10 protein-coding genes are annotated in these 12,409 nt (G+C 72.0%); 7 read left to right on the top strand and 3 right to left on the bottom strand.

Features of this window, described 5'->3' with window-relative positions; all coding sequences use genetic code 11:
- Position 1 precedes the first annotated feature (1 nt).
- From N4G66_RS00365 to N4G66_RS00355, 3 genes are read left to right on the top strand one after another with little or no spacing between them, the layout of a single operon-like run.
- Positions 2-1,567, top strand: a complete 1,566-nt coding sequence (locus N4G66_RS00365; RefSeq protein WP_261701823.1) for a 4-coumarate--CoA ligase family protein — start codon at positions 2-4, stop codon at positions 1,565-1,567.
- On the top strand, positions 1,564-2,298 hold the full coding sequence (locus tag N4G66_RS00360; RefSeq protein ID WP_261701822.1) for an enoyl-CoA hydratase family protein: 735 nt from the start codon (positions 1,564-1,566) through the stop codon (positions 2,296-2,298). Before N4G66_RS00365 ends, N4G66_RS00360 begins: the two co-directional genes overlap by 4 nt.
- Positions 2,286-2,903, top strand: coding sequence for a TetR/AcrR family transcriptional regulator (locus N4G66_RS00355; RefSeq protein WP_261701821.1), 618 nt, complete (start codon positions 2,286-2,288; stop codon positions 2,901-2,903). Before N4G66_RS00360 ends, N4G66_RS00355 begins: the two co-directional genes overlap by 13 nt.
- A 261-nt stretch (positions 2,904-3,164) precedes the next feature.
- Here the strand turns inward: N4G66_RS00355 and pdxH are convergent, their stop codons facing one another.
- Entirely contained in the window at positions 3,165-3,803 is a 639-nt protein-coding gene (gene pdxH / locus N4G66_RS00350; RefSeq protein ID WP_261702137.1) for a pyridoxamine 5'-phosphate oxidase, read from the bottom strand.
- A 445-nt stretch (positions 3,804-4,248) separates the two neighbouring features.
- Here pdxH and N4G66_RS00345 point away from each other — a divergent pair, with 445 nt between their 5' ends.
- A complete protein-coding gene (locus N4G66_RS00345; RefSeq protein WP_261701820.1) occupies positions 4,249-5,349 on the top strand; it encodes a citrate synthase 2 in 1,101 nt (366 codons plus the stop codon).
- A gap of 33 nt (positions 5,350-5,382) precedes the next feature.
- Here N4G66_RS00345 and N4G66_RS00340 read toward each other — a convergent pair whose 3' ends face one another.
- A complete protein-coding gene (locus N4G66_RS00340; protein WP_261701819.1) occupies positions 5,383-6,438 on the bottom strand; it encodes an isopenicillin N synthase family dioxygenase in 1,056 nt (351 codons plus the stop codon).
- Between the two features lie 853 nt (positions 6,439-7,291).
- On the opposite strand from N4G66_RS00340, the gene N4G66_RS00335 reads away from it, so the two are divergent.
- Complete coding sequence (locus N4G66_RS00335) at positions 7,292-8,674, top strand: PAS domain-containing protein (RefSeq protein WP_261701818.1); 1,383 nt, start codon at positions 7,292-7,294, stop codon at positions 8,672-8,674.
- 176 nt (positions 8,675-8,850) lie between these two features.
- Here the strand turns inward: N4G66_RS00335 and N4G66_RS00330 are convergent, their stop codons facing one another.
- Positions 8,851-9,606 carry an SIS domain-containing protein gene (locus tag N4G66_RS00330; RefSeq protein WP_261701817.1) on the bottom strand — a complete coding sequence of 252 codons (756 nt, stop codon included), beginning with the start codon at positions 9,604-9,606 and terminating at the stop codon, positions 8,851-8,853.
- Positions 9,607-9,967: 361 nt separating this feature from the next.
- On the opposite strand from N4G66_RS00330, the gene N4G66_RS00325 reads away from it, so the two are divergent.
- Positions 9,968-10,660, top strand: coding sequence for a metal-dependent transcriptional regulator (locus tag N4G66_RS00325; RefSeq protein WP_261701816.1), 693 nt, complete (start codon positions 9,968-9,970; stop codon positions 10,658-10,660).
- An 876-nt stretch (positions 10,661-11,536) separates the two neighbouring features.
- Positions 11,537-12,403: an alpha/beta fold hydrolase gene (locus tag N4G66_RS00320; RefSeq protein WP_261701815.1), complete on the top strand. Its 867-nt coding sequence runs from the start codon at positions 11,537-11,539 to the stop codon at positions 12,401-12,403.
- Positions 12,404-12,409: the final 6 nt, after the last annotated feature.

Genomic DNA, 12,409 nt, shown 5'->3' with positions numbered 1-12,409 from the left:
CGTGTTCCGCAGCGAGTACGCAGATGTACCGGCCGTCGAGGAACCCATCCACGACGCCGTCCTGGGCCACGCCGCCGAGCGCGGCGAGACGCCCGCGCTCGTCGACGGCGTCGACGGCACCACGCTCACCTACGGCCAACTCGACCAGTACCACCGGCGGCTGGCCGCCGCGTTCGCCGACGCGGGACTGCGCAAGGGCGATGTGCTCGCCCTGCACAGCCCCAACACCATCGCCTTCCCGACGGTCTTCTACGGGGCCACGCGCGCGGGGGCGTCGGTCACGACCGTGCACCCGCTCGCCACGCCCGAGGAGTTCGCCAAACAGCTGAAAGACTCCTCGGCCCGCTGGATCGTGACCGTCTCGCCGCTGCTGGAGGCGGCCCGGCAGGCCGCCGAACTCGCGGGCGGCGTACGGGAGATCTTCGTGTGCGACCAGGCGCCGGGGCACCGCTCGCTGGCCGACCTGCTGGGCAGCACCGCTCCCGAACCGCAGGTCGACATCGACCCGGTGGAGGACGTGGCGGCGCTCCCGTACTCCTCGGGCACCACCGGCGTCCCCAAGGGCGTGATGCTCACCCACCGCTCCATAGCCACCAACCTCGCCCAGCTCTCGCCGGCCATGCCGATGAACCCCGGCGACCGCATCCTCGCCGTGCTGCCGTTCTTCCACATCTACGGGCTGACGGCCCTGATGAACGCGCCCCTGCGACAGGGCGCCACCGTCGTGGTGCTGCCCCGCTTCGAACTCGACACCTTCCTGGGCGCGATCCAGAAGCACCGCATCACCGGTCTGTACGTGGCGCCGCCGATCGTCCTGGCGCTCGCCAAGCACCCGGCGGTCGCGGAGTACGACCTGTCGTCCCTGAAGTACATCGTCTGCTCGGCCGCTCCCCTGGACGCCGCGCTGGCGGCCGCCTGTTCGGCCCGGCTGGGGCTGCCGCCGGTGGGCCAGGCGTACGGCATGACGGAGCTGTCGCCCGGCACGCACGTCGTACCGCTGGACGCCGAGAACCCGCCCCCGGGGACGGTCGGCAAGCTCGTCGCGGGCACCGAGATGCGCATCGTCTCCCTCGACGACCCGGACAAGGACCTCGGTGTCGGAGAGGCCGGCGAGATCGTGGTCCGGGGTCCCCAGGTCATGAAGGGCTATCTGGGCCGCCCCGACGCGACCGCCGCGATGATCGACCCGGACGGCTGGCTGCACACCGGCGACGTCGGCCATGTGGACGCGGACGGCTGGCTGTTCGTCGTGGACCGCGTCAAGGAACTCATCAAGTACAAGGGCTTCCAGGTCGCCCCCGCCGAACTGGAAGCACTGCTGCTCACCCACCCCGGCATCGCCGACGCCGCTGTCATCGGCGCCTACAACGAGGACAACAACGAGGTCCCGCACGCCTTCGTGGTGCGCCAGCCCTCCGCCGCCGACCTCACCGAGGGAGAGGTGATGATGCACGTCGCCGAGCGCGTCGCCCCGTACAAGCGGGTCCGTCTCGTCACCTTCATCGACACGGTCCCGAGGGCGGTCTCCGGAAAGATCCTGCGCCGCGAACTGCGAGGCCTGTCATGACCGTCGTCCACGCGGCGCACGAGCGCGGCGTCACCACCCTCACCCTGGACTCGCCGGACACCCGCAACGCCCTGTCGGCCGTCCTCGTGGGCGAGCTCGCCGACGCCCTCACCCGCTGCGGCAAGGACGACGACCTACGCGCGGTCGTCCTGACCCACACCGGGAACACCTTCTGCGCGGGCGCCGACCTGCGCGACCCCCCGCCCCCGGAGGCCTTCGTCGGCCTCCTGCGGCAGATCGTCGAACTGCGCAAGCCCGTCCTGGCCCGGGTGAGCGGACACGTCCGGGCGGGCGGCCTCGGCCTGCTCGGGGCCTGCGACCTCGCGGTGGCCGGCCCGGAGGCGAGCTTCGCCTTCACCGAGGTACGCATCGGGGTCGCCCCCGCCGTGATCTCGCTCCCGCTGCTGCCCCGCGCCGACCCGCGCGCACTCGCCCGCTACTACCTCACCGGCGAGCGCTTCGACGCCGCCGAGGCGGTCCGCACCGGGCTCCTGACGGCGGCCGGCGACGACGTGGACGCCGTACTCGCGCCCGTTCTGGACGGACTGCGCAGAGCGGCCCCCGAAGCCCTCGCCGAGACGAAGGCGCTGCTCACGGCTAAGGTGCTGGAGGCTTTCGACCGGGACGCGGCGGACCTGACCGCGCTCTCGGCCCGGCTGTTCTCCTCCGCGCAGGCCCGCGAGGGGATGACGGCCTTCCTCGAACGACGGGATCCCGCATGGGTGGTGTGAGCACGACGGAACACGCGGCACGTACTCCGCACGTCCCCAAACAGGACCGCAGCCGGGCCACCCGGCAGCGGCTCCTGGCCGCCGCCGTGGCCTGCCTTGCCGAGCACGGCTGGGCGGGCTCCACGGTCTCCGTCGTCGCCGAGCGCGCCGGGGTGTCCCGGGGCGCGGCCCAGCACCACTTCCCGACCCGTGAGGACCTCTTCACGGCTGCGGTCGAGTACGTCGCCGAGGAACGCTCCACCGCCCTGCGCGCCCTGTTCCCGGACGGCCCCGCCGACCGGCGTGTCGTCGTCGCGGCCCTCGTCGGCCTCTACACCGGGCCGTTGTTCCGGGCCGCCCTGCACCTGTGGGTCGCGGCCTCCAACGAGGACCAGCTCCGGTCCCGGGTGACCGAACTGGAAGCCCGCGTAGGCCGCGAGAGCCACCGCATCGCGGTGGACCTGCTGGGCGCGGACGAATCCCGGCCCGGGGTGCGCGAGACGGTGCAGGGCCTGCTCGACATGGCGCGCGGCCTCGGCCTCGCGAACCTGCTCACCGACGACGCCGCGCGCCGCGAGCGGGTCGTCGAGCAATGGGGCGCGATCGTGGAGGAGGCGTTGGGCTGAGCGTGCCGAGGGGGCGGATGTCCAGGGGCAGCGCGCCCGGGCGCTCAATGCGCGCAGGTGAGCGCGCCGAGGGGCAGAACGCCCGGAGGCGAGAGCGCTGAGGCGGCGGACCGCCCGGGGCCGGCGCGCCCGAGCGGTGATGGCGGCCGGTGGCGAACGACGGCCGGTACGGCCTTCCCGCAGGCCAGGGGCTGAGCGGCTGGCGGTACCGCTCGCCCGCAGGTCAGGGGTTCGGCGGCCGGTACCGCTCCCGCCCGCCGGTCAGGGGCTGAGGCGTTCGATCCGCCAGCTGCCGTCGGGCTCGGCCGCGTAGCGGAGCCGGTCGTGGAGCCGGTTCTCGCGGCCCTGCCAGAACTCGACCGTCTGCGGGGCGATCCGGAAACCGCCCCAGTGCGGCGGCACCGGCACCTGCTCGCCCTCCGGGTAGCGGGCGCTCAGCTCGGCGTACGAGACGTCCAGCTCCGTGCGCGAGGAGATGACCGTGGACTGCGTGCTCGCCCAGGCGCCCAGCTGGGAGCCGTGCGGGCGGGTGCGGAAGTACGCGGCGGTCTCGTCCCGTCCGGTGCGCCGCGCCGTCCCGGTGACGATCACCTGGCGGGCCATCGGGTGCCACGGGAAGAGCAGCGAGATGTACGGGTTCCGGGCCAGCTCGTCGGCCTTGCGCGAGTCGTAGTTGGTGTAGAAGACGAAGCCCTGCTCGTCGTACTGCTTGAGCAGTACCGTGCGGGAGCTGGGCCGGCCCTCGGCGTCCGCCGTGGAGACGACCATCGCGTTCGGCTCGTGCACGAATCCGTGCACCGCGGCCTGCGCCGCCTGCTTGAACCAGCGGGAGAACTGCTCCATGGGGTGCGCGGCGAGACCGCCCTCGTCGAGGCCCTCGGCGCGGTAGTGCGCCCGCATGGCGGCAGGGTCGGCGGCGATCTCCTCGTCCGCGGCCTCGGCGGCCTCGGCCGCGCGCTGGATGAGGGGCTCGGTCGTGGATTCGTCCGGGAAACGATCGTTCACGCGGTCATCCTGCCGTATCCGGGCCCGCTCACGGAGGTGGGTGTGCTTCATCACGCAGTGGCACTCAGTGCCGCGCACTCTCCCCAAAGGTGGCACTCGGAGATATCGTGCTGGTGCCGTTCCGGTTGGAGGACCAGCCGTACGGGGCATCACCGGGGTGACCGCTTTCGGACCGCGAGTCGGCGGAGACTGTTCGAGGAGCATTCGGGAGTCTTCGTATACGACCGTGCGGCCGGTGCGCGGACCGCACATCGCCGACCGTCGCCCGGACAAGGGCACAGGGGCAGGCACACCCCCCCCCACAACACCATCCGTCGTACACATCACGAGGAGCCGCCTGATGTCCGACTTCGTACCCGGACTCGAAGGAGTCGTCGCGTTCGAGACGGAGATCGCCGAACCGGATAAGGAGGGCGGCGCTCTCCGGTACCGGGGCGTCGACATCGAGGACCTCGTCGGCCATGTCTCCTTCGGCAACGTCTGGGGACTCCTCGTCGACGGCGCCTTCAACCCCGGTCTGCCGCCCGCCGAGCCGTTCCCGATCCCCGTCCACTCCGGCGACATCCGTGTCGACGTGCAGTCCGCGCTCGCCATGCTCGCCCCCGTCTGGGGCCTCAAACCCCTCCTCGACATCGACGAGAAGCAGGCCCGCGAGGATCTCGCCCGCGCCGCCGTCATGGCCCTGTCGTACGTCGCCCAGTCCGCCCGCGGCCAGGGCCTCGCGATGGTCCCGCAGAACGAGATCGACAAGGCCCACTCCGTCGTCGAACGGTTCATGATCCGCTGGCGCGGCGAGCCCGACCCCAAGCACGTCGCCGCCGTCGACGCCTACTGGACCTCGGCCGCCGAGCACGGCATGAACGCCTCCACCTTCACCGCGCGCGTGATCGCCTCGACGGGCGCGGACGTCGCCGCCGCGCTCTCCGGCGCCGTGGGGGCCATGTCGGGTCCGCTGCACGGCGGCGCCCCCTCCCGCGTCCTCGGCATGATCGAGGAGATCGAGCGCACCGGGGACGCCGACGCCTACGTCCGGCACGCCCTCGACAAGGGCGAACGCCTGATGGGCTTCGGCCACCGCGTGTACCGCGCCGAGGACCCGCGCGCGCGGGTGCTGCGCCGCACCGCGCGTGAGCTGGGCGCCCCCCGCTTCGAGATCGCCGAGGCCCTGGAGAAGGCCGCCCTCGCCGAGCTCCACGCCCGCCGCCCGGACCGTGTCCTCGCGACGAACGTCGAGTTCTGGGCGGCCATCGTCCTCGACTTCGCCGAGGTCCCGGCGCACATGTTCACGTCCATGTTCACGTGCGCCCGTACCGCGGGCTGGTCGGCGCACATCCTGGAGCAGAAGCGCACGGGCCGTCTGGTGCGCCCGTCCGCGCACTACGTGGGCCCCGGCACGAGGGGCCCCCAGGAGATCGAGGGATACGGGGACATCGCGCGCTGATCCCGCGCACCGACCCGCGTCCGCCGCCGGTCATCACGCGGGAGTGAGCAGCTCCGTGTGGTGGCGGGCGGCGACGAGCGGGTGCGCCCGCAGCTTGCCCTTCAGTTCGTTGAAACCGTACTCGGCGAAGAGCGGGTTCGAGGGATCGTCGGTGACGCCGGGCGCGGCCGAGGCGTGCGGGAAGGGCAGCGGCTCGATCCGGGCGTCCAGGCGCGGGTTGTAGAAGAACGGCACCGAGAACCGCTCGGTGGCCCCGGCCGGGCTCACCACCCGGTGGTTGGTCGCCACGAGATACCCGTTGGTCGCGACCTCCAGGAGCTCTCCCAGGTTCACCACGAAGGCGCCCGGCAGCGGCGGTACGTCGTGGAAGCGGCCGTCCTCGCGTTGTACCTGAAGGCCGCCGACCTGATCCTGGAGCAGCAGCGTCAGGAACCCGTAGTCCTTGTGCGCGCCGACGCCCTGGTCGGCGCCGTCGCCCGCGCTCCCCGGATACCGCACCAGCTTCAGATGCGGATGCGCCCGCTCGCCGAAGACCGGGTCGTAGAAGCCGGCGGGCGCCCCGATGGCGGTCAGCAGTTCACGCAGCAGCCGCGCTGCCACCGCGCTCAGCCGTTCGATCCAGGCCAGCGTCGCCGTGCGCAGCTCCGGCAGTGCGGCCGGCCACTGGTTCGGCCCCTCCAGCCACCAGTACGCGGGCTCACCGGGCCCGGGTGTCCGCGCGGGCCGCTCGGCCCCTATGTCGAGCTGGTCCCGCCAGTCCCGGCTGCCGCCGGTCCGCTCGTCGCCCGTCCGTGTGTACCCGCGGAAGTGCGGCGAGCCGATGTTGTCGATGGCCAGCCGGTCGGCCTCGGGGAGCGCGAAGAACCGGTGCATGGCCCGCAGCAGCGCGCCGGTCTCGGCCTCGCTCACCCCGTGCCCGATGAGCTGGAAGAACCCCACGTCGTGGGCGGCGCTGTGCAACTGCGCGTGCAGCAGCGCCCGTGCCTGCGGGCCGCGGTCGGCCGCGGAGAGATCGATGATCGGGAGCTGCTGGTACGAGGGGATGTGCCGCCCGTTCGGGGCAGGCGTGAAAGACGTGTTCGTCGTCATGAGATGCGTCCGCGGGGTCTACGGGTGCCCGGGCGGCCGCCAGGGGTGGGGCGGGGACCACGGGTGCCGGGTGAAGGGAGGAGCGGTGCGAAGGGGGCTGGGTCAGGCGGAGCGCCGACAGCCCATGCTCGTGACGCGCACGTAGTCCACGTGGCGGCGTCGAACGAGCATCGGAAGCATGGGCACAGCGTACTGCCGCCCCCGTGATCCGCCTGTGGCCTGGATCACTCCGGAAGTCGCTCGACCCGGCTGAACCCTCGCCTCGGCCGAAGTGCCGCCCGGGCCGAGTCCGTGCCCCGGCCCAATGCTCGCCGGGGCCGAGCTTCCTTCTCGGTCGAACGCTCATCCGGGTCGAGTTCGTGTCCCGGTCGAACACTCTCTTCATCCGGGCCGGACGCTCACCCGGGCCGAACGCAGACGACCCGCGAGCTCGGGTCCCTCCGCCTGGCGGCGATGGGGCCGGCCGGACGCACCGGCGAGCTCGCGGGTCGGGTGACTGCGTTGGATTGGGCCGGCTGCATGCACATCACACATGCTGGTCCGGCGCCGAACCGAGTCCGACAACGGGCCGCTAGCCCGCAGTCACCTCGTATGTCCGGGTTTCCGTCATGAGCCGAACCACCTCCTCTCCTACGTGGGCAGCACTCTAGGAAGACATCCGAGGAGCCTCAAGTGATTTATGGAGAAGTTCCGGACGGAGGCTCCTGGGGCGGGCGGGGCGCGATTCCGTCGTACAGCGATTTCCTCCCATCTTCGGGGAACGAGGTGTGGGCTGGGTCACGTTCGAGTTGAATGGTGACGAGTGAGTGAACTGTCGCGTCGTATACGCGGACACAGCCTGCAGGGGGTCCAGGTGAGTGCTTCCCGGCGTAGTGGGACCACCGACGAGCTGGGGCCGGACGAGCCCGAGCGGGACGGCTCGGATCTGCTTGCCGCGCTCCTGGACGGCATGGACGCGGCTCTGTGCGCCTTCGACGCCGACGGCGTCCTCACGCACTGGAACCGCGAGGCCGAGCGCATTCTCGGGTGGACGGCGGCCGAGGCCGTGGGGCGGCGCGGATTCGCCGGCTGGGCCGTGCGGACCGCGGACGCCGAGGAGGTCGAGGCCCGGCTGATGTCCGCCATGGAGGCCCCCGGCCGCCAGGTGCACGAGTTCGCGCTCCTCACCAAGGACGGCGGCCGGGTGCTCGTCCGCACCCAGTCCGCCGCAGTCCGCGGCCCCGACGGCAAGCCCGCCGGGGTGTACTGCGCCTTCAGCGAGGTGCACACACAGATCGACCTGGAACGGTCCATCGCCCTGAGCGAGGCGCTCTTCGAGGACGCCAGCTGGGGCGTGGTCCTGGTCGACGCGGACCTGCGGCCCGCCGTGGTCAACGCGCACGCCGCACAGGCCCTCGGGACCGGTCGCACCTCCGTTCTCGGCCGGCCCCTGGGCGAACTGCTCTCCCAGGGCGTCGAGGAACTGGAGAGCGCCCTCACCCACGTCCTGTCCGAAGGCGCTCCGCCGGCACCCGCGGAGATGTGGGTGAGCGTGCGCACGGCGGAGGGCGAGAAGCGGCGCTGCTGGCTCAGCGGCTTCCTGCGGCTCGCCTCGCCGCTCGCCGAGGAACCCGTACCGCTCGGCGTCGGCTGGCTCTTCCAGGACGTGACCGAGGCCAAGCAGACCGAGCAGGAGGCGGCGCTGCTGCGCTTCCGCGCCAACCAGCTGCATCGCGCCGCGCGGGCCGCGGCCGAGTGCGAGGATCCGGGCGAGGCCGCCGCCGTCCACCTCGACTTCGCCCTCGCGGGCTTCGCCGACCACGCTCTGGTCGACCGGGTGGCCGGGGGCCGGCTCGCGGACGGGGAGGGACCCGTGCGGCTCGTCCGGACCGTTGCCACGCCCGCCGGGTCGCCCGGACCGAGCCTCATCACCGGGAAGGCCGGACTGCCCCTGCGTTACGGGGAGGGGCACCCCGCGCTCCAGTGCGTGGAGCGCGCCGGGTCGGTACGGGCCGACGCGGCTGCCGCCGCCGCCGAGCAGGCGCGCGAGTGGGCGCTCGCCCGGCAGTGGCCGAGGGACTCCGTGCACGCCCTGTGCGCGGTGCTGCGCAGCCGCGGGCGGACGCTGGGAGTCGTGACGTTCCTGCGGAGCGCCGGCCGCAACCGGTTCGAGCGCGCGGACGCGATGTACGCGGAGGACGTGGCCGTACGGATCGCGATGGCCCTGGACCTGGAGGAGCTGGCGGGGAAGGCCTGAGGCACTTTTGGAACCGGCCCGAGGACGCCTGCGGAGCCGCTCGGGTCCGTGTGTCCGTCAGTGCTCCGTCCCCGGGGCGCTGCGTGCCTCTGGGCGCGGTAGGACATCCGGTCAGCGCCGGTGAAGGCATTCGTCAGCGCGGTGAAGCGTCCGGTCGGCGCCGGTGGAGCGTCCGGTCAGCGCCGGTAGAAGATCCGGTCCCCGTACTCCGTCATGACCCGTCCGTTCCACTCGTGGCCGCCGTCGACATTGCCCGAGCGGAGCAGGGGCGGTTCGATGCCGCGGTCCGCGAGGGCGCCGGCGGCGGTGGCCATCACGGCCTGCAGCAGGGCCGAGGTGACGACGGTCGAGGCGGGGGCGAAGGGCGCCTCGATGGAGTCCACGGCGAGCTCCGCGTCGCCGACCGGGATCCGCGAGTCGAGGACGAGGTCGCAGTGGTCCTTGAGGTAGGTGCCCGACACATGCCGGGACGTCGTCTCGGTGGCATAGGCGACGGAGGTGACGCCGATGACCTTGATCCCCAGGGCGCGGGCGTTCATGGCCATCTCCACCGGGAGCGCGTTGCGGCCGGAGAGCGAGATGATCACCAGCAGATCACCGGAACGCAGCGGACTGGAGTCGAGGACCGCGCTCGCCAGACCGTCGACCCGCTCCAGGGCGGAGCCCAGCGTCGCGGGCATGACATCGACGCCCACCACTCCCGGCACGGCGAGCAGGTTCATCAGGGCGAGGCCGCCCGCGCGGTAGACGATGTCCTGCGCGGCGAGCGAGGAGTGCCCGGCGCCGAAGGCGAAGAGCCGGCCGCCGTCGACGACGGTGTCGGCGATCAGGGTCCCGGCCGCCTCGATCTCCCCGGCGTCCTCGTCCCGTACCCGCCGCAGCAGGCCGATCGCGGCGTCGAAGAACTGCCCGGCCAGCTTGCTGTCGCTCATCGGCGAAGCCCCTTAGAAGTCTCGTCGGCTTGGACGTCTCGTCGGCGTCGGGTCGGCCCAGGGCGGGTGGGCGGCTGAACCGGTCGCCCCGGTGCGGCCGTACTCCGTCGTGTCGCGGATCACGTTGCGGTCTGGACCACTTCCCTGTCAATACGGCCTTCGGGGGTTCCGCCGAGCGCGGCGGCCGGGGGGCGTGCCTGAGGACGGGGTCCCCTTCCCGCACGGATTCCAGGGCAATCGACACCAAGCGGTTTCAACGGCGAGGCACGGTTGTCAGTGCTATGCGTCAGAATTGAGTTCAGGGCCAGCGCACACGCCGGTGGGCCATCGAGTCTCCGGCAGAGCTAATCGAGGGGCACGAATGTCCGGACTGATCGACACCACGGAGATGTATCTCCGCACCATCCTCGAGCTGGAGGAGGAAGGCGTTGTCCCCATGCGCGCCCGGATCGCGGAGCGGCTCGACCAGAGCGGCCCGACGGTGAGTCAGACGGTGGCGAGGATGGAGCGCGACGGTCTGGTGGCGGTGGCAAGCGACCGGCATCTGGAGCTCACCGACGAGGGCCGGCGGCTGGCCACGCGCGTCATGCGCAAGCACCGCCTCGCAGAGTGTCTGCTCGTCGACGTGATCGGCCTGGAGTGGGAGCAGGTGCACGCGGAGGCCTGCCGCTGGGAGCACGTGATGAGCGAGGCGGTGGAGCGGCGCGTGCTGGAGCTGCTGCGCCACCCGACCGAGTCGCCGTACGGAAACCCGATCCCGGGCCTGGAGGAGCTGGGCGAGAAGGACGGCGCGGACCCGTTCCTGGACGAGGGCATGGTGTCGCTGGCCGAGCTGGACCCGGGTCTGGACGGCAAGACCGTGGTCGTACGGCGGATCGGTGAGCCGATCCAGACGGACGCGCAGCTGATGTACACGCTGCGGCGGGCGGGCGTGCAGCCCGGCTCCGTGGTCAGCGTGACCGAGTCGGCCGGCGGGGTCCTCGTGGGCAGCGGCGGCGAGGCCGCGGAGCTGGAGGCGGACGTTGCCTCCCATGTGTTCGTCGCCAAGCGCTGACCCCGTCGGCGGGCGTACCGGTGGCCGTGCCACCGGTGACCCCGTCTCCGGGGGCGCGCGTCCGGTAACGGCGCTTCCGGTGGCCGAGCTTCCGGTAGTTGTGCTTCCGTTGGCCGTAGCGCCGGTAGCCGCACTTCCGGAAGGTGCACGTCCGGTAGCCGTGCTTCCGGATCGCGGCTTTTTCTCCGTCCGTGCTTCCGGTGCCCGCGAGGGGCAGCTCCCGGGCGCCGGCCGAGGGGTCAGCGGTCGCTGACCTCCACGTCGGCGTCCGGGCGCTCGCCGGACACCGTGGGGCGCACCCGGTCCGCCGCACCCCAGGCGTGTCAACTGCTGTGACAGCAGAGGCAGTTGTGATGCTTTCGCGACCTGGTCGATACGAAGATTCAGTGTGCGGAATCGCAGCGCCCGGACCGTTTGCGTGCGAGGCTGTCGCGTGAGGCATATGACCTGAGGGCTCTTGACCGTGTCCGAGAGCGATGGTGCGCGGTCGGGGAGGGGGCGTAAGGATGTGCCGCAGATGTGGAGAGGGCCCCGGCGCCATCTGGCGCCGGGGCCTGTCCTCCCCTGTGCTGACCCGGAGCCCCGAGCTCTCAGGGTCATTCCCTTCGGACCGTTTTCCCCGAGCGGTCCGCCTCCCGCAGAAGATCTCCCCGCGGCGACGGCGGTCAATCCTTGCGGGCGGTCACTCGAACGAGGGGTGTTGCGGCCGGAAAGGCCAGCTTCGAAACCCCATTCGATAACGTGGCGATGTGGCGGGAGTACACATAGGGACACCGGGCAGCACAGCAGGAGCAGCAGCAGGAAGCGGTACGAGTGGACCGGCTGGGAAGAGCGGGAGCGAGCCGGTCCGAGCGAGCTAGGGGGGTGCCATTACCGATGGTGCGGCGCATCGACGTGACGGGAGCGGGCGGTGTACGCCTAGCCGCCTGGGAGTTCGCCGATCCCCCCAAGAGCGACCTGCCGAGGGCCTCCGAGGCGCCCGGCGTGCTGTTACTGCACGGCCTGATGGGCCGCGCCTCGCACTGGGCGTCCACCGCCCGCTGGCTCTCCGAGCGGCACCGCGCCATCGCCCTCGACCAGCGAGGACACGGCCAGAGCGACAAGGCCCCGGAGGCCGAGTACACCCGTGAGGCCTACGTCGAGGACGCCGAAGCCGCCCTCGACCAGCTCGGTCTCGGACCGGCCGTCCTCATCGGCCACGCGATGGGCGCGCTGACCGGCTGGCAGCTCGCCGCCAAACGCCCCGATCTCGTCCGCGCCCTGATCATCTGTGACATGCGGGCCTCGGCACTGGGTGCCGCCTCGCAGCGCGAGTGGGAGGACTGGTTCAAGGCCTGGCCCGTCCCCTTCGCCACGCTCGCCGACGTACGGAAGTGGTTCGGCGAGGACGACCCCTGGGTGGAGCGCCGCAATCCCTCCCGCGGCGAGTTCTACGCCGAGGTGATGCACGAGTCCTCCGACGGCTGGCGCCCGGTCTTCGAACCGGAACAGATGCTCAAGTCCCGCCAGACATGGGTGTACGACGCCCACTGGGAGGAGCTCGCCCAGGTCCGGTGCCCCGCCCTGGTCGTACGGGGACTCGACGGCGAGCTCGGCCGGGCGGAGTCCCAGGAGATGGTCCGGGTCCTGCCGCGCGGCCAGTACGCGGAGGTCGCCGACGCCGGCCATCTCGTGCACTACGACCAGCCCGAGGCGTGGCGCGCCGCGATCGAGCCGTTCCTGGACGGCGTGCTCACCAGCTGAAGCCGG

Origin of the sequence: Streptomyces rhizosphaerihabitans (assembly GCF_025399795.1) — a bacterium.
Taxonomy (GTDB): Bacteria; Actinomycetota; Actinomycetes; order Streptomycetales; family Streptomycetaceae; genus Streptomyces; species Streptomyces rhizosphaerihabitans.
Note: the sequence above shows the minus strand (reverse complement) of the source record. Positions and strands in the feature narration are given on the sequence as shown.